Origin of the sequence: Mycetohabitans endofungorum (genome assembly GCF_037477895.1) — a bacterium.
Lineage (GTDB): Bacteria > Pseudomonadota > Gammaproteobacteria > Burkholderiales > Burkholderiaceae > Mycetohabitans.
Map to the genome: position 1 here is coordinate 214875 of NZ_CP132744.1, position 25408 is coordinate 240282.

The 25408-nt window shown below is 60.8% G+C and carries 11 protein-coding genes, 2 pseudogenes and 1 riboswitch; of the genes and pseudogenes, 12 read left to right on the plus strand and 1 reads right to left on the minus strand.

Annotation, left to right across the window (positions count from 1 at the left end):
• Positions 1–144 precede the first annotated feature (144 nt).
• The 12 genes and pseudogenes from RA167_RS00910 (at position 145) to RA167_RS00965 (ending at position 24554) form a co-directional block, all read left to right on the plus strand.
• The gene (locus tag RA167_RS00910; RefSeq protein ID WP_076785922.1) at positions 145–13686 is read left to right on the plus strand and encodes a non-ribosomal peptide synthetase; all 13542 of its coding nucleotides are present in this window, start codon (positions 145–147) and stop codon (positions 13684–13686) included.
• A 60-nt stretch (positions 13687–13746) separates the two neighbouring features.
• Positions 13747–13854, plus strand: a pseudogene (locus RA167_RS00915) (carbamoyltransferase N-terminal domain-containing protein); the annotation flags it as partial.
• Between the two features lie 52 nt (positions 13855–13906).
• Positions 13907–14529, plus strand: a pseudogene (locus RA167_RS00920) (LrgB family protein); the annotation flags it as partial.
• A 32-nt stretch (positions 14530–14561) separates the two neighbouring features.
• A riboswitch (S-adenosyl-L-homocysteine riboswitch) is annotated at positions 14562–14676 on the plus strand.
• Between the two features lie 29 nt (positions 14677–14705).
• Positions 14706–16127 carry an adenosylhomocysteinase gene (gene ahcY / locus RA167_RS00925; RefSeq protein WP_076785923.1) on the plus strand — a complete coding sequence of 474 codons (1422 nt, stop codon included), beginning with the start codon at positions 14706–14708 and terminating at the stop codon, positions 16125–16127.
• A gap of 76 nt (positions 16128–16203) precedes the next feature.
• Positions 16204–16569: a phage holin family protein gene (locus RA167_RS00930; RefSeq protein ID WP_076785924.1), complete on the plus strand. Its 366-nt coding sequence runs from the start codon at positions 16204–16206 to the stop codon at positions 16567–16569.
• A gap of 48 nt (positions 16570–16617) precedes the next feature.
• Positions 16618–17448: a methylenetetrahydrofolate reductase [NAD(P)H] gene (gene metF, locus RA167_RS00935; RefSeq protein ID WP_076785925.1), complete on the plus strand. Its 831-nt coding sequence runs from the start codon at positions 16618–16620 to the stop codon at positions 17446–17448.
• Between the two features lie 140 nt (positions 17449–17588).
• Positions 17589–19232 (plus strand): ABC transporter substrate-binding protein, encoded by a 1644-nt coding sequence (locus tag RA167_RS00940; RefSeq protein WP_076785926.1) that lies wholly within the window; start codon positions 17589–17591, stop codon positions 19230–19232.
• A gap of 128 nt (positions 19233–19360) precedes the next feature.
• Entirely contained in the window at positions 19361–20371 is a 1011-nt protein-coding gene (locus tag RA167_RS00945; RefSeq protein ID WP_076787569.1) for an ABC transporter permease subunit, read from the plus strand.
• A 2-nt stretch (positions 20372–20373) separates the two neighbouring features.
• The gene (locus RA167_RS00950) at positions 20374–21300 is read left to right on the plus strand and encodes an ABC transporter permease subunit (protein WP_076785927.1); all 927 of its coding nucleotides are present in this window, start codon (positions 20374–20376) and stop codon (positions 21298–21300) included.
• Positions 21297–22469, plus strand: a complete 1173-nt coding sequence (locus tag RA167_RS00955; protein WP_076785928.1) for an ABC transporter ATP-binding protein — start codon at positions 21297–21299, stop codon at positions 22467–22469. The genes RA167_RS00950 and RA167_RS00955 overlap by 4 nt, the downstream gene beginning before the upstream one ends.
• The gene (locus RA167_RS00960; RefSeq protein WP_076785929.1) at positions 22466–23473 is read left to right on the plus strand and encodes a peptide ABC transporter ATP-binding protein; all 1008 of its coding nucleotides are present in this window, start codon (positions 22466–22468) and stop codon (positions 23471–23473) included. The genes RA167_RS00955 and RA167_RS00960 overlap by 4 nt, the downstream gene beginning before the upstream one ends.
• Positions 23466–24554 carry a TraB/GumN family protein gene (locus RA167_RS00965; protein WP_076785930.1) on the plus strand — a complete coding sequence of 363 codons (1089 nt, stop codon included), beginning with the start codon at positions 23466–23468 and terminating at the stop codon, positions 24552–24554. The genes RA167_RS00960 and RA167_RS00965 overlap by 8 nt, the downstream gene beginning before the upstream one ends.
• Positions 24555–24735: 181 nt before the next feature.
• Here the strand turns inward: RA167_RS00965 and pcp are convergent, their stop codons facing one another.
• Positions 24736–25395 (minus strand): pyroglutamyl-peptidase I, encoded by a 660-nt coding sequence (pcp, locus tag RA167_RS00970; RefSeq protein ID WP_076787571.1) that lies wholly within the window; start codon positions 25393–25395, stop codon positions 24736–24738.
• Positions 25396–25408 lie beyond the last annotated feature (13 nt).

The window sequence follows — 25408 nt, forward strand, 5'->3', positions numbered from 1 at the left end:
TGAATGGCTAAAGATTGCACAAAAGGTGTCGTAAAAGCCGTAGTAGTTCCCGAAAAACAACGAGAGATTCTGAGTGCGTCATTATATTAATTTGTATACCTATTAAATATCAGGCCGCTCGGTCACCTGAATCGGAGCTTTGTTATGGATGCTAGCATCACGCCCGTTACGTATGCATTAACCACTGCCCAAACGGAGATCTGGCTCGCGCAGCAACTGCATCCAGACAGCCCTGTCTACAACATTGCGCAGTACACGGTGATCGAAGGCACGATTGATGCGGCCGCCTTTGAAGCGGCATTGCGTCAAGTCATCGATGAGGCCGACACCCTACGCTTGCAATTTGTCGATAGCGATGACGGGCTGCGGCAGAGAATCGGTACACCCGCATGGTCAATGCCGGTGTTGGACCTTACGGCACAAGCTGATCCTCATGCCGCGGCCCAGGCGTGGATGCAGGCCGATTATCAGCAACCGGTCAATCTGACGCAGGGACCGCTTTTTGGCTATGCGTTGCTGAAAGTGGCGCCTGCGCAATGGATTTGGTATCAGCGCTATCACCATATCATGATGGATGGATATGGCCAGTACCTGATCAACCAGCGCGTCGCACATGTGTATAGCGCGCTGTGCGCGGGCGTAGCGCCAGAGCCGTGCACTTTCGGCTCCGTCCTGGAGCTATTAGAGAGCGATGCGCAATACCAGGCATCCGACCAACGGGTGCAAGACGAAGCGTATTGGCTCAAGCACTGCGCCCATTGGCCTGAGCCTGCGACGCTAGCAAGCCGCGCCGCCCCCGCCTTACAGCAGCGGCTGCGTCAGACGACTTATCTGGCCGCCCAGGTGCTGGGCGACACTGCGTCGGATGCTCGCCGGCTAGCACAGTTTATGACGGCGGCGATGGCCGCGTATCTTTATCGATTCACGGGTGAACAAGACGTCGTATTGGGTCTTCCGGTCAAGGCCCGCTTTGGTGCCGACCGGCATATTCCTGGTATGAAATCCAACATACTGCCCCTGCGGCTCACTATACGACCAGGAATGAACCTGTCGTCATTCATGCCGCAGGCCGCGCAGGCGATGCAAAGCGGACTGCAGCACCAACGCTACCCGAGCGAAGCGCTGCGGCGTCAACTTTGGCTATCGTCCGGACAACGGTTGTTTGGTACGACAGTCAACATGATGCCGTTTTACCATGATCTGTCGTTTGGTGGGTATTCGTCGACAAGACATAGTTTGCTTAGTGGTCCGGTCGAGGATTTGATGCTATGTGTCTATTGGATTCCAGGCAGCCATCAATTACGGATCGACCTTAACGCCAATCCTGCCTGCTACACCGCAGAGGCGCTCGGCGCACATCAGCGCCGGTTTATCCGGTTCGTGCAAGTGTTAGCTGCCGATGCCACGCAACCGATTGATAGCATCGATCTGCTCGACACTGAAGAGCGGCATCGGCTGCTGGTCGAGTGGAATGCAACGCAGCGTGATTATCCAGCGCATCTGTGTGTCCACCAATTGTTTGAAGCGCAAGTTGAGCGCACGCCCAAGGCCACGGCATTGGTCTATGAAGATCAAACACTGAACTATACGCAACTGAATGCCCAGGCCAACCGTTTGGCACACCAGCTCATCGAGTTGGGCGTTAAGCCCGATGCGCGCGTGGCGATCTGTGCCGAGCGTTCACCGGCGCTGGTCGTCGGCCTGCTGGCGATTTTGAAGGCCGGCGGCGCGTATGTGCCGCTCGACCCGAGCTATCCGGGCGAGCGGCTCGCGCATATTTTACAGGATGCCGCGCCGATGATTGTGCTGGTCCAGGCTTCGACACGGGAATTGATTGGCAAGCAACTAATGCCGGTCATCGATTTGGACGCCGGCGCTGAACAGAACTACCCGGAGCATAATTTACGAGTGCCGTCTTTGACACCGCACCATCTAGCTTATGTGATTTATACCTCTGGCTCTACGGGCCAGCCCAAAGGGGTTGGAGCAACCATTGGTGGACTGACTAACCGCCTGCTGTGGTTCACTCAAAATGTGCTAGAGGAACCTCCGGTCACTGCATTGAAGACGAGTATCGGCTTTGTGGATTCGATCACCGAGACGCTCGGGGCGTTGCTCGCAGGTGGCATGCTAGTCGTATTTGACAACACCACCGTTAAAGATGTGTCTTTGTTCGCGCAACGCTTGCGGCAGACTGGCGTTTCCCACCTAGTTATCGTGCCGTCATTGCTTAAATGCTTTTTGGAAGGAGAAAAGAACCAACTTGACAGACTGCGAGTGCTCATATGCAGCGGTGAGCGGTTAGCACCCGAGTTAGCGCGACAGGTTATTGCCACATGGCCGAGTATTCAGCTGTTCAATTTTTATGGGTCGTCGGAAGTTAATGGTGACGTCACGAGTTATCAATACGGCAGCGTAGACCAAATATTGCCACAAGAAGTTATCGGCCGCCCAATTGCAAACACACGCATTTATCTGCTCGATGCGCAGGGTCAGCCGGTGCCGCTGGGCGCGGTGGGCGAATTGTATATTGGCGGCGTGGGTGTGGCGCGTGGTTACCTAAACCGCCCGGAGCTGAGCGCTGAGCGCTTCGTGCGCGATCCATTTTCTCAAGAGCCCTATGCGCGGATGTACAAGACGGGCGATCTAGCCCGTTACTTACCGGACGGCAACCTGGAGTTCCTGGGCCGCAACGATGATCAGGTTAAGATCCGCGGCTTTCGCATTGAGCCGGGCGAGATCGAAGCATGCCTCACCCAGCATTCGCAAGTGCGTGACGCGGTGGTGCTCGTGCGAGGCGAAGGCAACGACAGGCGTCTGGTTGCGTATGTGGTCGCTGAGGCCGACGAGCACTTGGCCAGCACGCTGCGCGCGCATGTGGCGGCAAGCTTGCCTGAATACATGGTGCCCAGTGCTTTTGTGCGGCTTGACGCGCTCCCTTTGACGCCCAATGGCAAGCTAGACCGGCGTGCGTTGCCCACCCCAAGCGCTGACGCGTTCGCGCATCACGCGTACGAGGCACCGCAAGGCGAGTTCGAGACCACGCTGGCTCAAATCTGGGCCGAGCTGCTAGGCGTCGAGCGTGTCAGCCGGCATGATAGCTTCTTTGCGCTCGGTGGCCATTCGCTGCTCGCGGTGCGATTGATTGAGCGCTTGCGCCTACTAGGCTTGGACTTGTCCGTGCGCGCGCTATTTGACACCCCGGTGCTCAGTGCGCTGGTGCAAACGCTGAGCCAGCATCATGACGTAGTGGTGCCACCCAACGTCATTACGCCCGAGACGACGGCGCTCACGCCTTCGATGCTGCCGCTCATTGAGCTCACGCAGGCTGATATTGACCACATTGTCGAGCAGGTGCCCGGTGGCGTCGCGAATATCCAGGATATCTATGCGCTGTCGCCGCTGCAGGACGGAATTCTCTTTCACCATCTGCTCGCCAGCGACGGTGATCCGTATCTGCTGATCACGCAGCTAGCCTTTGATACGCGAGCGCGGCTCGATCAGTATCTGGATGCGGTCCAGCAAATCGTGAATCGCCACGACATTTTGCGCACTGCGTTTATCTGGAAAGGCTTGTCCACGCCCGCGCAGGTGGTCTGGCGTGATGCGCCGCTGTCGACCACTGAGCTTACTCTGGATCCTGCCGACGGGCCGATTGCCGAGCAGTTGGTGCAGCGTTTCGATTCTCGCCACACTCGGCTGGATCTAACGCAAGCGCCGCTGCTGCGTTTCGCGATTGCTCAGAACACTGATGGCCGCTGGTTGCTGGTACGGCTACTGCACCATCTGATTGGCGATCGCTCGACTGCTGAAATGATGCACGCGGAGGTGCAAGCGTTCATTGCAGGTCAAGGCCGGACGCTGCCTGCTGCACAGCCGTTCCGTAATCTAGTCGCGCAAACGCGCCTGGGTATAAGCCAAGCCGCACACGAGCACTTTTTTACTGACATGCTTGCCGACATCGAGGAGCCAACGCTGCCGTTCGGCTTGGCGCAGGTGCATCGTGACGGCGCACATGTGCGTGAAGCGCACCGCAGGCTGCCGCAGGCACTAAACGATAGGCTGCGTGCGCATGCGAAGCGCCTAAACGTGAGTGTCGCGAGCCTGTGTCATCTGGCGTGGGCACAGGTGCTCTCATGCGCTAGTGGCCAACAGTCGGTTGTGTTTGGTACGGTGCTGTTTGGACGGATGCGCGCTGGCGACGGTGCCGATTGCGCGATGGGGCTCTTTATCAATACGCTGCCGCTGCGCGTGGACTTAGAGGGCAGTGTGGCGGCAGCGGTGCGTGCCACACATGCGCGGCTAGCGGCGCTGCTTGAGCATGAGCATGCGTCGCTGGCGCTCGCGCAGCGCTGCAGCGGCGTGCCGGCGGGCACGCCGCTCTTTAGTGCGCTGCTCAATTACCGGCACAATGCGATGGACTCAAACGAGCGCAGCATCCTCCCCGGTGTGGAGCTACTGTACGCCGAAGAGCGTGACAATTATCCGATCGGGCTGTCGATTGAAGATTTTGGACAGGCATTGGGACTAATTGCGCAAATCGTTGAGCCACTGGACCCCGATCGGCTGTGCGGGTATATGCAGCAGGCGCTGGAAAGCCTGGCCGATGCGCTTGAGGGAACGCCCGTCCAGTCGATTGGGCAGCTGCAGGTACTGCCCAGCGAGGAGCGGACTTTATTGCTTCAAACGTGGAACGCAACGCAGCAGGACTCTCCACTGCATCAGTGCATCCACCAGTTGTTTGAAGCACAGGTGGCACGCACACCGGATGCGGTGGCGTTGGTCTGTGAGGATCAGACACTGAACTATGCGCAACTCAATGCGCAGGCCAACCGCTTGGCACATCAGCTCATCGAGTTAGGTGTTGTGCCTGATACACGGGTGGCATTATGCGCTCAGCGCAGCCCGGAAACGGTCGTGGGCATGCTCGCCACGCTCAAGGCCGGCGGCGCGTATGTGCCGCTCGATCCCAACTATCCGCCAGAGCGCCTGGCTTATATGGTGACGGATAGTGCGCCCACTGTATTGCTCAGCATGGGAATACCGCCTGCCGCAGTGACGCAAAGCTTAGGCGCTGGTGTGCCGGTACTGGATCTGTATGCTGATGCAGGGCAGTGGGCGCATCAAAGCACGCACAATCCTGACGCGTGCAAGTTGTCGCTGAATGCACAGCATTTGGCCTATGTGATTTATACGTCAGGCTCTACAGGCCAGCCCAAAGGGGTTATGGTTCCCCACCAAGGCATTGCCAATCTTGTCACCGCGATCGCGCGAGCGCTTGGCATCACGACGCAGGACAGGATGTTGCAATTTGCGCCGCTGTCTTTTGATACGTCGGTCGAGGAAATTTTTACGCCGTTGACACAGGGGGCGGCAGTGGTGCTGCGCACGGATGCATGGTTGAGCGGGGCCGAACCATTTTGGGCGCTTTGTGAACGTCACCAGGTGAGCGTGGTGGATTTACCCGTGCAGTTTTGGACACAGTTGGCGCAAGACGCAGCGCCCGTTGCCAGCCGGATACGTGCCATTCTCATTGGGGGAGAGGCGTTAAGCGCGTCAGCACGTGATGCCTGGTTTGCAGGTGATGGACACCGGCCGCGTTTGTTGAACGTTTATGGCCCAACCGAGACAACGGTGACCGCGACTGTGTATGAGGTCACCGATGACGAAAGTAGCTGGCGCACAATTGGCCGTCCAATTGATAACACCCGGCTCTATATCCTAGATCGCCACGGCCAGCCGGTGCCGCTGGGCGCAGTCGGCGAGTTGTATATTGGCGGCGCGGGCGTCGCGCGCGGTTACTTAAACCGACCGGAACTGACCACTGAGTGTTTTGTGCGCGATCCGTTCTCGGTTGAGCCCGACGCGCGGATGTACAAAACGGGCGACTTGGCTCGTTATTTGTTTGATAGCAATGTTGAGTTTTTGGGCCGCAACGATGATCAAGTCAAAATTCGTGGCTTTCGCATTGAGCTGGGGGAGATAGAAGCGTGTCTCACGCAACACCCGCAAGTGCGCGATGCGGTGGTGCTGGCAACAGGTAACGACCAGAACAAGCGCTTGATCGCCTATGTGATTAGCCAGGCTGATGAATCACTAGCCAGCACGTTGCGCGCGCATGTGGCTTCAGCGTTGCCCGAGTATATGGTGCCTAGCGCGTTCGTGCGGCTCGATGCGTGGCCACTGACGCCTAACGGCAAGCTGGATCGGCGTGCGCTGCCCGCGCCAAGCGCTGACGCTCTTGCGCATCAAGCATATGAAGCGCCGCAAGGCGAACTCGAGACCACACTGGCGCAAATCTGGGCTGAGCTGCTGGGCGTCGAACAGGTGGGCCGCCATGATAGCTTTTTCGCACTTGGCGGCCATTCACTGCTCGCGGTACGTTTGATGAATCGGGTGGCCGCACTCGGTATGCCATTGCCGCTCGCGGCGCTGTTTGCCGCGCCTACGCTGGCTGGGCTGGCTGCCGTGCTCAGTGCGCAATGCACGTCAGACAGTAGCGTATCGTCGGCGATTACGCCCGTATCGCGTGACGGAGCATTGCCGCTGTCGTTTGCGCAGCAACGGCTATGGTTCCTCGCGCAACTCGACGGGGCGAGCGACGCCTATCATATACCGCTTGCGCTGCGCGTGCGGGGGCCGCTAAATCGGGGCGCATGGCAGCAGGCGCTGAATGCGCTCTTGGCGCGCCACGAAGCGCTGCGCTCGGTGTTCGTCAGCGTTGACGGTCAGCCGCAGGTGCAGCTGCTGCCCGCCGAGACGGGCGTGCCGATAACCTGGCATGACCTGCGCGGCGTGCCCGATAGGGAAGCCCGGTTAGCGCAATTCCGTGCTGAGGCGGCCCAAGCGCCGTTCGACCTGACCCGTGGTCCGCTGATGCGAGCCTGCGGGATTCAATTGGCTGATGACGAGCACATGGTGCTGCTCGTGCAGCATCATATTGTCTCGGATGGCTGGTCGATCGAGGTGCTGGTGCGCGAACTCAATGCGCTGTACCGCGCAGCTTGTGACGGACAGACGGATCCATTGCCGCCTCTAGCGATTCAGTATCCGGATTATGCGGCCTGGCAGCGACAGTGGCTCTCGGGCGAGCGGCTCAAGGCGCAAAGCGAGTACTGGCGCACGCAGCTCGCCGATGCTCCGGTATTGCTGGCGCTGCCGACTGACCGGCCTCGTCCGGCGCAGCAATCGTTTGCCGGCGCGCAGGTGCCGATTCGTATCGATGCCCACACCACGGGGGCGCTGAAGCGCGTGAGCCAAGCGCACGGCGCAACGCTGTTCATGACGGTGCTCGCGGCGTGGAGCGCGGTGCTCGCGCGGCTGTCGGGGCAGGATGATCTGGTCATTGGCATACCGAGCGCCAATCGCAACCACTATCAACTCGAGCCGTTAATTGGCTTCTTTGTCAATACGCTCGCACTGCGCGTGGATTTGTCCGGCGAGCCCAGTGTGACACAGTTGCTCGAGCGGGTGCGGCGTACAACGCTGGACGCGCAAGCGTATCAGGATTTGCCATTCGAACAAGTGGTGGAGATCGTGCAGCCGCCGCGCCGGCTCGAGCATACGCCGCTGTTTCAGGTGATGTTCGCGTGGCAGGACAGTGAGATCGCGGCTTGGGACTTGCCCGGCCTGACTGTGCAACCGATGGAGCTGGACTACGACGTCGCCAAGTTTGATCTGGAGTTAGGTCTGTACGAGGCGGGCGAGGAAATTGTCGGCAGCCTGGGCTATGCGACCGCGTTGTTTGAGCGCGCGACAATTGAGCGGCATGTCGGGTATCTGCAGACGATGTTGCAGGCGATAGCCGTGGATGGGCAGCAACCCGTCACGCATGTCGAGTTGTTGGCGTCAGCTGAGCGAACTTTGTTGCTTGACACGTGGAACGCGACGCAGCGGGACTATCCAGCGCACCTATGCATCCACCAGTTGTTCGAAGCGCAAGTAATACGCACGCCGGAGGCAACGGCACTGGTGTACGAAGACCAAACACTGAGCTATGCGCAACTGAATACACAGGCTAATCGTTTAGCACATCAGTTGATCGAGTTAGGCGTTGGACCCGATGCGCGGGTGGCCCTATGCGCTCAGCGCAGCCCGGAAACGGTCGTGAGCATGCTCGCCACGCTCAAGGCCGGTGGCACGTATGTGCCGCTGGATCCCACCTATCCGGCAGAACGCCTGGCTTATATGGTGGCAGATAGTGCGCCCACCGTATTACTCAGCGTGGGAACACCGCCTGCCGCAGTGACGCAAAGCTTAGGCGCGGGTGTGCCGGTACTGGATCTACACGCTGATGCAGCGCCGTGGGCGCACCAAAGCGCGCACAATCCTGATGTATGCGAGTTGTCGCTGAATGCGCAGCACTCGGCCTATGTGATTTATACGTCAGGTTCCACAGGTCAGCCCAAAGGGGTCATGGTTTCACACCGCAGCTTGGTCAACTTGGTGACAGCGATGGTGCGTAGCCTGGGCTTAACTGCGCAAGACCGGATGCTGCAATGTTCGTCTTTATCCTTTGATGCGTCGGTTGGGGAAATGTTTGTCACGCTCACTCAGGGTGCGACATTAGTGCTACGCACCGATGCCTGGTTAGCCGGGGCTCAGTCATTCTGGGCGCTTTGCCAGGCTAACCGTGTCAGTGTGACGGATTTACCAACTCAATTTTGGGCTCAATTGGTCCAAGAAAAAGTTCCCCTTCCAGACAGTGTACGTGTGGTCATGATTAGTGGAGACGCGTTAAGCGCGTCAGCACGTGAGGGCTGGTTTGCAGGCGATGGGCACCGGCCGCGGTTGTTGAACGTTTATGGCCCGACCGAGACGACGGTGACCGCGACTGTGTATGAGGTCACCGACGACAAAAGTAACTGGCGCACAATTGGTCGGCCCATTGACAACACTCGGCTCTATATCCTGGATGCACATGGCCAGCCGGTGCCGCTGGGTGCGGTCGGTGAGCTGTATATTGGTGGTGCGGGCGTCGCGCGCGGTTACCTGAACCGGCCTGAGATGACCGCCGAGCGCTTCATGCGCGATCCATTTTCTCGAGAAGCCGACGCGCGGATGTACAAAACGGGCGACTTGGCTCGTTATTTGGCTGACGGCAATATTGAGTTTTTGGGCCGCAACGATGATCAAGTCAAGATTCGCGGCTTTCGCATTGAGCCCGGTGAGATCGAGGCGTGCCTGGTGCAACACTCGCAGGTGCATGAGGCGGTGGTGCTGGCCGTGGGAGAAAGCCAAGCTAAGCGCTTGGTGGCGTATGTGGTGGCCGAGCCCGATGACGCGTTAGCCAGCACGTTGCGCACGCATGTGGCGTCAGTGTTGCCTGAGTATATGGTGCCCAGTGCGTTTGTGCGGCTGGACGCGTGGCCGCTGACACCGAACGGCAAGCTCGATCGGCGTGCATTGCCGGCGCCGGACGCGGAGGCATTCGCGCATCAGGCGTATGAGGCGCCGCGAGGCGAGCTCGAAACCTCGCTAGCTGAGATTTGGTCCGAGCTGCTCGGTGTGGAGCAAGTGGGCCGGCACGACAGCTTCTTTGCGCTCGGTGGGCATTCACTGCTGGCGGTGCAACTCATTGAGCGGTTGCGCCGTCGCGGTCTGGGAATTTCTGTGCGCGCGCTGTTCGATACGCCGGTGCTCAGCGCGCTGGCCCAGTCGCTGGGCCAGCAACGTGACGTGGTGGTGCCAGCGAATCGCATCACGCGTGAGACAAACTCGCTGACGCCAGAGTGGTTGCCGCTGATCGAGCTAACGCAGGCCGATATCGATCGTATTGTCGAGCAGGTACCGGGTGGGGTCGCGAACATCCAAGACATTTATGCGCTGTCGCCGTTGCAGGACGGCATCCTGTTTCACCATCTGCTGTCGGCTGAGGGTGATCCGTATCTACTGAGCGCGCAACTGGCTTTTGATACGCGCGAGCGGCTCGATCAGTATCTGGAGGCCGTTCAGCAGGTCGTCAATCGTCACGATATCCTGCGTACTGCGTTTGTCTGGGAAGGGCTGTCCACGCCCGCACAAGTGGTCTGGCGACATGCGCCGCTGTCGGTGACCGAACTGACGCTGGAGGCGAAGGATGGGCCGATTGCCGAGCAGTTGGCACAGCGTTTTGATCCCCGCCATACGCGGCTGGACCTGACGCAAGCGCCGCTGCTGCGTTTTGCGATTGCCCAGGACAACGATGGCTGCTGGCAGGTAGTTCAGCTGTTGCACCACCTGATTGGTGACCACTCGACTGCTGAAATGATGCACGCGGAGGTGCAAGCGTTCATTGCAGGTCAAGGCCGGACGCTGCCTGCTGCACAGCCATTCCGTAATCTGGTCGCGCAAGCACGCTTGGGTCTCAGTCAAGCTGAACACGAGCGCTTCTTTACCGAGATGCTTGCCGACATCGACGAGCCAACGCTACCGTTCGGTCTGGCGCAAGTGCATCATGATGCCACCCACGTGCGTGAAGCGCACCGCAGGCTGCCGCCCGCGTTGAACGATCGGCTGCGGGCGCACGCCAAGCGGCTGGGTGTAAGCCTAGCGAGCTTGTGCCACCTGGCGTGGGCGCAGGTGCTTGCACGCGCCAGCGGTCAACAACGAGTTGTATTCGGCACAGTCCTATTCGGGCGCATGCAAGCGGGTGAGGGCGCCGACAGTGCGATGGGGCTGTTTATCAATACGCTGCCGCTGCGGGTGGACCTGGCCGGTAGTGTAGAGGCAGCCGTGCGCGCTATGCATGCGCGGCTCGCGGCGCTGCTGGAGCATGAACATGCGTCATTGGCGCTGGCGCAGCGCTGTAGTAGCGTGCCGGCCGGCACGCCGCTCTTTAGTGCGCTGCTGAACTATCGGCACAATGCGATCAGCACCGGTGAGAGCGGCAGGTTGCCGGGCGTTGAGCTGTTGAAGGCCGAGGAGCGCACCAATTACCCGTTGACCCTGTCAGTCGAAGATTTCGGTCAAGCGCTGGGATTGACGGCACAGGCGGTGGCGTCGCTGGACCCTGATCGGGTGTGCGGGTATATGCAGCAGGTGCTAGAGAGCTTGGCTGAGGCGCTCGAGACAGCGCCAGAGCAGCCGGTGCAGCAGCTGCAGGTGTTACCCAGCGAGGAGCGGACCCTACTGCTTGAGACGTGGAACGCGACGCAACGCGATTACCCCTTACATCTGTGCATCCACCAATTGTTCGAAGCACAAGTCGAGCGGACGCCACAGGCGCCGGCGTTAGTCTATGAAGACCAGACGCTCAGCTACGCTCAGTTGAATGCGCGGGCCAATCGCCTCGCGCATCAGTTAATCGAGCTGGGTGTTGTGCCCGATGGACGAGTGGCGATCTGCGTCGAACGTTCCCCGGCGATGGTCATCGGGCTGTTGGCGATTTTAAAAGCCGGGGGAGGCTATGTGCCGCTGGACCCGGCGTATCCGGGCGAGCGGCTCGCGCATATTCTCACGGATGCGGCGCCTGAGATTGTGCTGGCCGATGCAGCGGGCCGGGCGGCGCTGGGTGAGGCGGCCTTGGCTCATCGCACGGTGCTGGACCCGAATAGGCAGCCGGCGCAGGCGCAGACGAATCCGTTGGTGTGCACCCTCACGTCCCGGCATCTGGCGTATGTGATTTATACGTCCGGTTCCACCGGCGTGCCCAAGGGGGTACAGAATGAGCATCGTGCACTTGTCAATCGCCTGGTCTGGATGCAGCAAGCCTATGGTTTGACGACAGCCGACCGTGTGTTGCAGAAAACCTCCTTTGGCTTTGACGTATCGGTTTGGGAGTTTTTCTGGACGTTGCTCAATGGGGCGACTTTGGTTATAGCAGCCCCCGAGGTACACAAAGATCCCGCTGTCTTGATGGAGTTGATGATTCAGCAGCGCATCACTACGGCTCATTTTGTGCCGTCCATGCTTAGCACGTTCCTTCACCATGAAGGGGTTGAGCAGTGCACGTCCATAAAACGACTGATTTGCAGCGGCGAAGCGTTGCCTGGCGCAAGCGTACGGCTTTGCCAGAAGCTGCTACCGAGTGTGCAGCTCTATAACCTGTATGGTCCAACGGAAGCGGCGATTGACGTAACGGCCTGGAGCTGCCCATCGGATTATGCGGACGATACCGTTCCGATCGGCCGGCCGATCGCGAACACGCAGATTTATTTGCTGGATCGCAATGGCCAGCCGGTGCCGTTAGGTGCGGTGGGCGAATTGTATATTGGGGGGGCGGGTGTTGCGCGAGGTTACCTAAACCGTCCCGAATTGACGGCCGAGCGTTTTGTGCGCGACCCGTTCTCGGCCGAGCCCGATGCGTGGATGTACAAGACCGGGGATTTGGCGCGTTACTTGCCCGATGGGAACTTGGAGTTTCTGGGCCGCAACGACCATCAAGTCAAGCTTCGCGGCTTTCGGATTGAATTGGGCGAGATCGAGGCGTGCCTGACCCAGCATACGCAGGTGCACGACGCGGTGGTGCTGGCCCTGGGGGAAGACCAAGATAAACGGCTAATCGCGTATGTGGTGGCCGAGCCCGATGACGCGTTAGCGGGCACGTTGCGCACGCATGTGGCGGCAGCGTTGCCCGAGTACATGGTGCCCAGTGCGTTTGTGCGGCTCGATGCGTTGCCGCTGACACCAAACGGTAAGCTGGATCGCCGAGCGTTGCCGGCACCGACTGCTGACGCGCTCGCACACCAGGCGTATGAGGCACCGCAGGGCAAGCTTGAGACCACGCTGGCTGAGATTTGGTCCGAGCTGCTCGGTGTCGATCAGGTGGGCCGCCACGACAGCTTCTTCGCGTTGGGTGGGCATTCGCTGCTCGCGGTGCAGATGATCAGCCGCAGCCGCACCGCATTGGGCATCTCCATTCCGATGCACACGCTATTCGAGGCACCCACCCTTGCCGCGCTGTCGCAGCGTGTATCGGCACAAGAGAACATGCAGGATGAGTCCTTTGCTGTGCTACTGCCCATTCAACCTCATGGCGCTCGACCTGCGCTTTTCTGTGTCCATCCTGTGACTGGGCTAAGTTGGCACTATCGAGGCCTGGTGAGCCATTTGGAGGCAGACCAACCGGTCTATGGCCTACAAGCCCGTGGACTCGACGGCGACTCGTCACCCGCCGTCACGATCGAGGCGATGGCGGCAGACTATATTCAGCAGATTCGTCGCATTCAACCACGCGGGCCTTACTATCTGCTAGGTTGGTCATTTGGTGGAAAAGTGGTCCATAGCATGGCAACGCAGCTTGAACAACAAGGCGAGCTAGTTGCGTTGTTAGCGGTGCTCGATACTACGCCGGATCATATGCAGCGGAATAACACGCCGGAGATTGCCGAAGACGATTTGTATCATCTGTTCGTACGTCACGCTGCAGGCAGTCTGTCAGAAGCCGGCCATTATTTGTGGGAGAAAACCCGTGCAGTGCTTGAAAATAATGTGCAGCTTGTTCAACATTTTTCGCCACGTATTTACAGTGGCGACATGTTGTTTTTTAGGGCGGCAGTGGCCCCAAATGCATGGACTCAACCTATCTCGCCAGAGGTATGGCAGCCTTATGTGTTAGGCAAGATTGAGGTTCACGACATCGCCTGCCAGCATTACGACATGGAGTTGCCTGCGCCTACTGCACAGATCGGTCGTATTCTGCGCCAGAAGCTAAATGTATTACATAGGAATCAAACAACTGATAGTGAAAAAGAATATACAATATGATAATTAAATAGTGGATTTGGTAAAAATCGGTTTTTCAATTTTTGACAAGATGACGTAAACATGAAAATCCTTGGCATCAACTCCGCCTATCATGAATCCTCCGCGTCGATTGTCATCGACGGTAAAATCGTAGCGGCGCTCGAAGAGGAGCGATTCACACGGATTAAGCATGCGAAAGAAGCGTCTGTAAGTGGCCCGGCTGAGCTACCGAAAAACAGCGTACTTCGGCTCGAAGGCGCTCTATGCCCGTTTTCGCTGGCCTTGGCTGACGCCGTTACTCGTCGTGCCGGTTGCGCTCGGCAGTGATTGTGCTGCTCGCGCGCATCCCGTACCCGGTCTATTGCCGCGATACTCGCTGGCTGATGTGGCTGCTGAGCCCGGCCACGGTTGCATTCGCGGTGCTGATCTATGAGTACCGACAGTTGATCCGGCGCCATTGGCTGTCGTTGTCGGTCGGTGTTGCCGTGGGCGTGCTGTCCGGCGCCGCCGGTTCACTCGCGCTGGCGCGGTGGTTGCATTTGTCCGCCGACCTGCAGCACAGTCTGCTCACGCGTTCGGGGTCCACGCCGTTCGCATTGGCGGTGTCCGACCGGCTGCATGCGCCGCGCGATCTGACCGCGTTGTTTGTGATCGCGACTCGGCATGCTGGTCGGCAAACGGGTGCTGGCGATCCTGTCGCTCAGGAGCCGGTTGGCGCGCGGCACGCTGCTCGGCGCGGCGGCCCACGGTGCCGGAACCGCTAAGGCGTGCGAGCTGGGCAGCCAAGAGGGCGTTGTCGCCAGCCTGACGATGATGATCTGTGGGGTGTTGCTGGCTCCGCTGCTGGCCGTCTGGCTCGATTGAGTGATATCTGCTGTTTTGCTACAATCACCGTTCGTTTCGAGGAGCGTTGCGACGGCTAATAGCCGCCAGGCTCGAAACGTTTCGATCGGCGGTTCCGATTTGCGCGGTCAACGCGCGCGGCCGCCGCCACAACGGCGCTCACGTCTTTTATTTCTCTTGACAGAAAAGGAGGCGTGATGAACGCCGTAGTCTACGAAAAAAACCTATCCCAGGATTGTGTCGTTGCCGACCCGTCGCTCGCCGAATGGGGCCGCAAGGAACTGAACATCGCCGAGACCGAAATGCCGGGTCTGGTGCAGATCCGCGACGAGTACCAGGCCGAGCAGCCGCTGAAGGGGGCCCGCATCGCCGGCTCACTGCACATGACGATCCAGACCGGCGTGCTGATTGAGACGCTGAAGGCGCTGGGCGCGGACGTGCGCTGGGCGTCGTGCAACGTTTTCTCGACGCAGGACCACGCAGCGGCGGCGATCGCCGCAACCGGCACGCCAGTGTTCGCGTACAAGGGCGAGTCGCTCGACGAATACTGGGAGTTTGCGCACCGGATCTTTGAATGGCCGAACGGCCAGTTCGCCAACATGATCCTCGATGATGGCGGCGACGCGACGCTGCTGCTGATTCTGGGTGCGAAGGCCGAGCAGGATCGCTCAGTGATCGCCAAGCCGCTCAACGAGGAAGAGGTCGCGTTGTATAACGCGATTGCCCGTTACCTCGACACGGACCCGCGCTGGTACTCGACGCGTCTCGCGCATATTCGCGGCGTCACCGAAGAAACCACGACCGGCGTGCATCGGCTGTACCAGATGGAGCGCGAGGGCCAGCTGCCGTTCCCAGCCATCAACGTGAACGATTCGGTGACCAAGTCCAAGTTCGACAACCTGTACGGTTGCCGCGAATCGTTGGTGGACGGCATCAAGCGCGCGACCGACGTGATGATCGCCGGCAAGATCGCCGTGGTGGCCGGCTACGGTGACGTTGGTAAGGGTTGCGCACAATCGCTGCGCGGGCTCGGCGCGACCGTGTGGGTGACCGAGATCGATCCGATCTGCGCATTGCAGGCGGCGATGGAAGGCTATCGCGTCGTCACGATGGACTACGCGGCGGATAAGGCCGACATCTTCGTAACGGCCACCGGCAACTACCATGTGATTAACCACGACCACATGAAGGCGATGCGCCACAACGCGATCGTCTGCAATATTGGCCACTTCGATTCCGAAATCGACGTGGCATCCACGCGCCAGTACCAGTGGGAAAATATCAAGCCGCAAGTGGACCACATCATCTTCCCGGATGGTAAGCGGGTGATCCTGCTGGCCGAGGGGCGGCTTGTGAACCTGGGGTGCGCGACCGGCCACCCATCGTTCGTGATGTCCAATTCGTTCACGAATCAGACGCTCGCGCAGATCGAGTTGTTCACGCGCGGCGACCAGTATCAGAACAAGGTCTACGTGCTGCCCAAGCATCTGGACGAAAAAGTCGCGCGGCTGCATCTGGCGCGCATCGGCGCGACACTGACCGAGCTCAGCGACGCGCAGGCGCGGTATATTGGCGTAGACAAGCACGGTCCGTTCAAGCCGGGCCACTACCGTTACTAACTGCGGCTGCACGCGCGCCGGGGCACGATCGATAACGTGCCCCGGCGCGCACCGGCCGCATCACAGGGAGCCCCCGATGACTGTATTGCTGACCTGGTTGATCAATGCGCTTGCGCTGCTGATCATCACGTATATCGTGCCGTCGATCCAAATCAAGAGCTTCGGCACTGCGTTGATCGTCGCGCTCGTGCTCGGGTTGATCAACGCGATTATCCGGCCGCTCCTGATCCTATTCACGCTGCCGCTGACGGTGCTCACCCTGGGGTTGTTCATTCTGGTGATCAATGCGTTGTGCTTCTGGCTGAGTGCGACGTTGCTCAAGGGGTTCGAGGTCTCCGGCTTTTGGTCGGCATTCTTTGGCTCGATCCTGTACAGCATCGTGTCGTATCTGCTGAGCGCGTTGATCCTTGGGCATCGCTTTACCGTTGAGCGCTGGTACTAACGCGCGCTGGACGCACGCCGGCGGCACGTATCTCTTTCCAATACTCCTATGTCCTTGCCTGAAATCTCGTTCGAGTTCTTTCCGCCGAAGACGGCGGAAGGGGTCGATAAACTGCGCGCAACGCGTGCGCAACTGGCGCCGCTTAAGCCAAAGTTCATGTCGGTGACATTTGGCGCCGGCGGCTCGACACAGCAGGGCACGCTCGATACCGTGCTTGAAATGGCGGGTGAGGGCTTCGAGGCCGCGCCGCACTTGTCGTGCATCGGCGCGTCGAAGGAGAGCTTGCGCGGCGTTTTGGCGCAGTACCGCCAGCACGGCATCAGGCACATCGTCGCGCTGCGCGGCGACTTGCCCTCTGGCATGGGAGAGGTCGGCGAGCTGCGCTATGCGTGCGACTTGGTTGCCTTCGTGCGCGCCGAGCACGGCGACTGGTTTCATATTGAAGTGGCCGCGTATCCCGAATACCACCCGCAGGCGAGGTCGCCGCGCGCGGACCTGGAGAATTTCGCACACAAGGTGAAGGCGGGCGCAAATTCAGCCATTACACAGTATTTCTATAATGCGGACGCCTATTTCCGCTTCGTCGACGACGCGCGCAGGCTTGGTGTTGACGCACCGATCGTGCCCGGCATCATGCCGATCACGAACTATGCGCAACTGATGCGGTTTTCCGAAATGTGCGGCGCAGAAGTCCCGAAGTGGATTGCGCGGCGACTGGAGAGTTTTGGTGACGACCGTGACGCCATTCGGGCATTTGGGCTGGATGTCGTGACCGCAATGTGCGAGCGGCTGGTCGTGAACGGCGCACCAGGATTGCATTTCTACACACTGAACGGCGCGGCGGCCAGCAAGGCGATTTGCGAGCGTCTGCGCATCTAGAGCGCAACAAGGACGGCCCGGCGCGCGTTGGCCGTTGAGAATTTGTCGAACGTGCGTTTTTTTTCCGCCTTGCCGGTTTGGCGAAATCCAGTACACTCGCGCCTACACCGGAGATCCCGGGACGACAATTCGGAGCAAGCATGCCACATAACCGTCCGTTATCCGAACCCTACCGCGCGACCTATCATGCCGTGCTCGCCGTGGTGACCGCGCTGGCACTGAGTGGCGCCGGGCTCGCGCAAGCCGCGTCGTTGCCCAACAAGACGCTAGTCTATTGCTCCGAGGGCAGCCCCGCGGGCTTCGATCCGGCGCAGTACACCACCGGCACCGATTTCACCGCCAATACGTTCACTGTCTTTAATCGTCTGGTCGAGTTCGAGCGTGGTGGCACGAAGATTGAACCTGGCCTAGCCGAAAAATGGGATGTGTCGCCGGACGGTCTGCAATACACTTTCCATTTGCGTCATGGCGTAAAGTTTCACTCGAATGACATCTTCAAGCCGACGCGTGATTTCAATGCCGACGACGTGCTGTTCACGTTCAATCGGATGCTCGACCCGAATCTGCCGTTCAACAAGGCGTACAAGGTCCAGTTCCCGTACTTCACTGACTTGGGGCTGGACAAACTGATCGCAAAGGTCGAAAAGATCAATCCGTATACTGTGCGGTTCACGCTGAAGGAGGTCAACGCGCCGTTCCTGCAGAACTTGGCGATGGAGTTCGCATCGATCCAGTCAGCCGAATACGCGGACGCGCTGCTCAAGGCCAATCGCGCGCCGGACTTGAACCAGAAGCCGATCGGCACCGGACCGTTTATTTTCAAACGCTACACGAAGGATGCGACGATCCGTTTCGACGGCAATCCCGATTACTGGAAGCCGGGCGCGGTTAAGGTCGGCAAGCTGATCTTTTCAATCACTGTCGATCCAGGCGTGCGGAGCCAGAAGCTCAAGCGCGGCGAATGCCAGATCACAGTCTATCCGCGGCCGGCTGACATCGAGTCGCTCAAGAGCGACCCGAACGTGCAATTGCCGTCTAAGCCGGGCTTCAACCTTGGCTACTTGGCGTACAACGTCGAACACAAGCCGTTTGACAACGCGCAGGTGCGCCGCGCGCTGGATATGGCGATCAACAAGAAGGCTATCATCGAGTCGGTGTACCAGGGCGCGGGCCAGCTTGCGACCAACCCAATGCCGCCGACCCAATGGTCGTACGACGCATCGATCAAGGCGTTGCCGTATGATCCGCAGCAAGCCAAGGCGTTGTTGCAGAAGGCGGGCGTCAAGAAAGGCACCGAGGTCACGTTGTGGGCCATGCCCGTGCAACGCTCATACAACCCGAATGGCAAGCTGATGGCCGAGATGATCCAGGCCGACTGGGCGAAGGTTGGCGTGAAGGCGAAGATCGTCACGTATGAATGGGGCGAGTACATTAAGCGCGCCCATGCGGGCGAGCACGACGCGATGCTGATTGGCTGGACCGGCGACAATGGCGATCCCGACAACTGGCTCGGCACGTTGCTCAGCTGTGACGCAGTCCATGGCAACAACTTTGATAGGTGGTGCTACAAGCCCTTCGACGATCGGGTCGTCAAGGGCCGCGAGACCACCGATCAGGCGCAGCGCACGAAACTGTACATCGAGGCGCAAAAGATCTTTGCCAAGGAGCTGCCGTTCTCGCCGCTCGCGCATTCGACGACATACCAGCCGATCGCGAAGAACGTTGTCGACTTCAAGATCGATCCGCTGGGTTACACCCGTTTTGACGGCGTGAGCTTGAAGTAAGCGTTTCGACATCGTCCTGCGTGACGCTGGCGACGACACGTCGCTCAAGCGTTGAGCATGGACTGCGGCGGCCCGGGCGCGAGCCCGCGCCGCCGCTCACGCACTGGCACCCACAAACGGGAGTTTTCATGATCCGTTTTGTCTTGCGCCGCCTGGGAATGGTCATACCGACGTTTATCGGCATCACCCTTCTCGCGTTCGCGCTGATTCATCTGATACCCGGCGATCCCATCGAAGTGATGATGGGCGAGCGCGGCGTCGATCCGCAGATGCATGCCGAGGCGCTGCATCGCCTGGGGCTCGATGAGCCGCTGCCGTTGCAGTATCTGCACTATGTTGGCCGCGCGCTGCATGGCAACCTCGGCACGTCGTTGATCACCAATACCAGCGTGATGGATGAGTTCGTCGCGCGCTTTCCGGCGACACTGGAGCTGTCGGTCTGCGCCATGGCGTTCGCGCTGCTGTTCGGCCTGCCGGCGGGCGTTGCCGCGGCGCTTAGGCGCGGCTCGTGGCTCGATCACACGGTGATGGGAACCGCGCTGACCGGCTATTCGATGCCGATCTTCTGGTGGGGACTGCTGCTGATCATGCTGTTCTCGGTCACGCTCGGCTGGACGCCGGTGTCCGGGCGCATCGCGGTGGAATACGACATCCCGTATACGACTGGCTTCATGCTGATCGATTCGCTGCTGTCCACCGATGAGGGCGCGTTCAAGTCCGCCGTGTCGCATTTGATCCTGCCGGCGGTGGTGTTGGGCACGATTCCGCTGGCGGTCGTTGCGCGGATGACGCGCTCGTCGATGCTCGAGGTGCTGCGCGAGGACTATATCCGCACTGCGCGCGCCAAGGGCTTGTCGCCGGTGCGGATCGTCCTCGTGCACGCGCTGCGCAACGCGCTGATTCCCGTTGTCACGGTGATTGGGCTGCAGGTCGGCACTTTGCTTGCGGGCGCGGTGTTGACCGAGACCCTGTTTTCGTGGCCTGGAATCGGCAAGTGGCTGATCGACGCCATCTCGCGCCGCGACTACCCAGTCGTGCAAGGCGGCATCCTGATGATCGCGACGCTGGTCATCCTGGTCAACCTGCTCGTCGATTTGCTGTACGGCGTGCTTAATCCGCGCATTCGCCACACGAGGTAACGATGGCAGACTTGCCAACCCCACCCCTGTCATCGCCGCAGGCGGTGACGCCGCCGTCCGGACGCTTGCTGGCGGCGCGCGAATTTTGGGCCCAATTCTCGCGCAACCACGGCGCAGTCGGCGCGCTCGTGGTGGTCACGATATTGATCGTGGTCGCGCTGTTCGCGCCGCTGCTGGCGCCGCATAGCCCGATCGAGCAGTACCGGGAGTTTGTCAAGTTGCCACCGGCGTGGCTCGCTGGCGGCAACTGGCAGTTCGTGCTGGGCACTGATGAAGCGGGGCGCGACATCCTATCGCGGCTAATGTACGGCGCGCGGCTGTCGTTCTTCATCGGTCTGGTGTCGGTCGCGTTGGCGCTGCTGCCAGGCATCGTACTGGGGCTGGCCGCCGCATTCTTTCCGCGCTGGGGCGATGCGCCGATCATGCGGCTGATGGATGTGCTGCTCGCGCTGCCGTCATTGTTGCTCGCGGTGGCGGTCGTGGCCGTGATCGGGCCCGGATTGACCAACACGATGCTGGCCATTGCGATCGTCGCGCTGCCCGCCTACGTGCGGCTCACGCGCGCGTCCGCGCTCGGCGAGCTGCAAAAGGAGTATGTGACCGCCTCGCGCGTGGCGGGCGCCGGCACGTTGCGTCTGATGTTCTCTCAGGTGCTGCCTAACTGTACCGCGCCGTTGATTGTGCAAGCCACGCTCGGCTTCTCGACCGCGATTCTTGATGCCGCCGCGCTCGGCTTTCTCGGCCTGGGCGTGCAGCCGCCCTCAGCCGAATGGGGCGCGATGCTGGCCTCCGCGCGCGACTACATCGACAACGCGTGGTGGATCGTCACGATGCCGGGCTTGTCGATTCTGATCACCGTGCTGGCCATCAACCTGCTCGGCGACGGGTTGCGCGATGCACTCGATCCGAAATTGAAGAGGTTGTCATGAGCCCGAATCCGAATGCACCGTGCGATGCAGGTGCGCCGTTGCTGACGATCCGCAACCTGCATGTCGACTTCGACGGACTGGCCGCGGTCGATCGCGTGAATCTGTCGGTGGCCGCCGGCGAGGTGCTCGGCATTGTCGGCGAATCCGGTTCGGGCAAGAGCGTCACGTCGATGGCCCTGATGGGGCTGATCGACCCGCCGGGGCGCGTCAGCGCCGACGAACTATGCTTTGACGGCGTCGACCTGTTGCGCGCGTCGCCGGCTAAGCGCCGGCGCATCGTTGGCAAGGACATCGCGATGGTGTTTCAAGACGCGCTCACGAGTCTGAATCCAAGTTATACGGTCGGCTACCAGATCAAGGAAGTGCTTCGCTTGCACGAAGGGTTGCGCGGTGCGGCCCTGGAGCGCCGTGCGCTGGACCTGCTCGAGCAAGTTGGCATCCCGGACGCGAAGAACCGCATCAACGCGTTCCCCCACCAGATGTCGGGCGGGATGAATCAGCGCGTGATGATTGCTATGGCCGTGGCGTGCAACCCGAAACTGCTGATCGCCGACGAGCCGACCACCGCGCTGGACGTGACAATCCAGGCGCAGATCATGGACCTGCTGGTGCGCTTGCAGAAGGAGCGTGGTATGGCGCTCGTGCTGATCTCGCACGATCTGGCTGTGGTATCCGAGGTCGCGCAGCGGGTCGCGGTGATGTATGCGGGTGAGATCATCGAAATGAACCGCGTGCCGGATATTTTCTCGGCGCCGCACCATCCGTACACGGAGGCGCTGCTGGCGGCCATTCCCGAGCACAACCGCGGTGCGCGGCGGCTCGCGGCGCTCTCCGGCATGGTGCCTGGTCACGGCGACCGCCCTAGTGGCTGCCTGTTCGCGCCGCGTTGTAAGTATGGGGTTGACGATTGTTGGATAGGGCGGCCCGCGCTCGCCCAACTCGATGCGCAGGACGACGCGATGCGTGCCCGATGCATCCGTCCTCTAAATATGGAAAAGGTCGTGGTGCCGATACTCGATGCGGGGCGCATTGCGCTGGCCGGCGCGACGCCGGGGGATGACGCCGGCGAGTGCGTCGCGGCGCCGGCCGCGCCGCCTGCCAGCGGCGTTGCCAACGACCGGCATGACCCGCACGCACGCGGCGCGCACGAGAACGGAGGTAAACGATGAGCGCGGTGGCGCATGCCCGCGACACGGCGACGGCCGAGGATGCCGTGCTGGTTGCGGACCAACTGACCAAGCACTACGAGGTGCGCCGTGGCCTATTCGGCACGGCCACCGTGAAGGCGCTCAACGGCGTGTCGTTTTCGCTCGCCCGTGGTCGCACGCTGGCGGTCGTCGGCGAGTCGGGATGCGGTAAGTCAACGCTTGCGCGGCAATTGACGATGGTCGAGAGCCCGACGTCTGGCCGCCTGTTGATCGATGGCGCCAATGTCGCGACCGCCACGCATGAGCAGCTAGCCGAGTTGCGCAAACGCGTTCAGATGGTGTTCCAAAACCCGTTTGCCTCGTTGAACCCGCGCAAGACGGTCGAGCAGACGCTGGCCGAGCCGCTTGCGATCAATACCGGGATGAGCGCCGGCGAGCGGGCATCGCGCATCGCCGAGATGATGCGCACGGTCGGTCTGCGACCCGAACACGCGAAGCGGTATCCGCACATGTTCTCCGGCGGGCAGCGGCAGCGCGTGGCGATTGCGCGCGCGATGATCCTGACGCCGCGCATCGTCGTAGCCGACGAGCCGGTGTCAGCGTTGGACGTGTCGATCCAGGCGCAGATCTTGAACTTGTTTATGGATCTGCAGGACAAGTTCGGCACCAGCTACGTGTTCATTTCGCACAACCTCGCGGTGGTCGAGCACGTCGCCGACGATGTGATGGTGATGTATTTCGGCGGCATCGCGGAACGAGGGGCCAAGGCGACCCTCTTCGCGCGGCCGCGGCATCCGTACACACGCGCGTTGATGTCGGCCACACCGGCTATTTTCGAATCCGACCGTCGCCTTAAGATCAAGCTGGAGGGGGAGCTGCCGTCGCCGTTGAACCCCCCTCGCGGCTGCACATTTCATCAGCGCTGTCCGTACCGGATCGAGCGGTGCGTGGCCGAAGAGCCGAGGTTGCGCGACGTTGACGGCCGCCAAGTGGCCTGCCACCGTGCGGAGGAGATGGATGCTTGAGTGGCGGCGCGGCCGCCGCGCGCGATGCAATACCGGCCTGACCAAGTGGCTCACGTGGTGGGTCGCCTTCGGATTGTTGGCCAGTATCGCATCATCCGCGCACGCATTGTCCGGCGCGTCCATGGTGCAGGTTCCGCTGGGGCCGCCGACCGTGCCGATACCCGCCAACCAGACCGAGGCGGCCACGCCGCCGCTGCAAGCCGACGACGGAACGGCGCCTAGCCGGCCCGGCGCCGCCCAGGCGAGTGTGCCGCGGCCTGCGCACATGCCGTTCTATGTCGCGACCAGGGGCGCCCTGACACTGTACCTGTTTGGCACGCTGCACGTTGGCGACCCGGCTGACTATCCCGCCGAGCAACCGTTTCGGCAACCGATCATCGACGCGTTGCGTGCGGCGTCGTGCATGGCATTTGAGCTTTCGCCCGACGATCTGGTGATGTCGCAGGACGATGTGACGCGCTATGGCATGTGCTCGTATGCGTGTCTGCCACGGTTGCTGCCGGCCGATATGTGGACGAAGATCGTGCGTCGCATGCGCGGCAATCCTGCCGGGCTCGCGGTAATCCGCAAGACACGCCCATGGTTGGCGGCGCTGCTGATCGAGACCTATGACTCGTTGTCGGCCGGGTTGCAGGCCGAGTACGGTTCCGAGCCACAGCTCGAAAACCTATACGTGGGGCGTATCGTCGGTCTCGAGACGCGCGATGAGCAGATCGCCGCCTTTGCCGGACTGACGCTCGCCGAGCAGCGCGAGATGCTCGCGCAGGACTTGCGGCAGATGCCGGCCGACAACGTGTCCGACGTGCGCGTCCTGCATGCGCTATGGCATGCCGGTGATGCCGATGCGATGGCAAACTGGCAGGCGCGGCAATCGGCGAAACTGGCGCGCTCGCCGACGTTGTCGCGGCGCATTGATGATCGGATCGTGTACCAGCGCAGCGAGCGCTTTGTTGCACGTATGCTGCTGCTTGCCGAGCCCAACAGACCGATCTTCGTCGCGATCGGCGCACTGCATCTCGGCGGGCCAAAGGGCGTGCTCGCGCTATTGCGCGATCGCGGCTTTGATGTCGTGCCGCGCTGACATGTGCCGGGCTGCTCGCGTCGCTATCACGGCGCTGGCCGCGAAGCGGCAGGATCGTGTGAATGTGGCCGGGCCATGCCAAGGCGACGGGCTCGTGCGAATGCGGCCGGGCTGTGCCGAGGCAGCAGGCTAGTACGGATGCGGCCGAGCCGTGCCGAGGCGGCAGGCCAGTGGGGCCAGCTTAGTGCAACGCGCCGCCCGTTTCCGGCACATCCATGCGGACTGACAAGGCAGTCTGCACAATGACCTTCAGCCCTTCAATGACGGACGCGGTTGGCAGGCTGGGCTGGCCTGGGTGGCACGCGGCCTGTCGCGGCGTATAGGGTATATGCACGAAGCCACCGCGCAATTGCGGTGCACGTGTCGCGATGTAGTGCGACAGGATGTAGAAAAGACGGTTGCACGTGAAGGTGCCGGCCGTTTGCGACACCGATGCAGGGAGGCCGGCCTCGCGTAGCGCATGGACGAGCGCCTTGATCGGCAGCGTGGAGAAGTAAGCCGCCGGTCCGTCGCTGACGATCGGAGCGTCGATTGGCTGGTAACCGTCGTTGTCCGGGATGCGTGCATCGTCCACGTTGATGGCGACGCGCTCGATGGACAAGTCCGCACGCCCGCCGGCTTGGCCGACACAGATTGCCAGCGACGGATGCGTTGCCTCGATCGCGTCTAGCAGTGCCTGGTCGAGCGTGCGAAAGCGCACTGGCATCATCCGCGCGTGTACGATGGCGTCGCCAGACGGGGTCGCGATCCGTGCGCCGTCGAGTGCGCGCACGGCCTCCCACGATGGATTGATCAGTTCATTTTCGAATGGCTCAAAACCGGTTAGCAGTACGGTGTGCATCGTACGGTTTTCC

Coding starts and splice junctions, on each gene's coding strand:
- RA167_RS00910 (WP_076785922.1), top strand. CDS start 145: ATGGATGCTAGCATCACGCCCGTTACGTATGCATTAACCACTGCCCAA.
- ahcY (WP_076785923.1), top strand. CDS start 14,706: ATGAACGCCGTAGTCTACGAAAAAAACCTATCCCAGGATTGTGTCGTT.
- RA167_RS00930 (WP_076785924.1), top strand. CDS start 16,204: ATGACTGTATTGCTGACCTGGTTGATCAATGCGCTTGCGCTGCTGATC.
- metF (WP_076785925.1), top strand. CDS start 16,618: ATGTCCTTGCCTGAAATCTCGTTCGAGTTCTTTCCGCCGAAGACGGCG.
- RA167_RS00940 (WP_076785926.1), top strand. CDS start 17,589: ATGCCACATAACCGTCCGTTATCCGAACCCTACCGCGCGACCTATCAT.
- RA167_RS00945 (WP_076787569.1), top strand. CDS start 19,361: ATGATCCGTTTTGTCTTGCGCCGCCTGGGAATGGTCATACCGACGTTT.
- RA167_RS00950 (WP_076785927.1), top strand. CDS start 20,374: ATGGCAGACTTGCCAACCCCACCCCTGTCATCGCCGCAGGCGGTGACG.
- RA167_RS00955 (WP_076785928.1), top strand. CDS start 21,297: ATGAGCCCGAATCCGAATGCACCGTGCGATGCAGGTGCGCCGTTGCTG.
- RA167_RS00960 (WP_076785929.1), top strand. CDS start 22,466: ATGAGCGCGGTGGCGCATGCCCGCGACACGGCGACGGCCGAGGATGCC.
- RA167_RS00965 (WP_076785930.1), top strand. CDS start 23,466: ATGCTTGAGTGGCGGCGCGGCCGCCGCGCGCGATGCAATACCGGCCTG.
- pcp (WP_076787571.1), bottom strand. CDS start 25,395: ATGCACACCGTACTGCTAACCGGTTTTGAGCCATTCGAAAATGAACTG.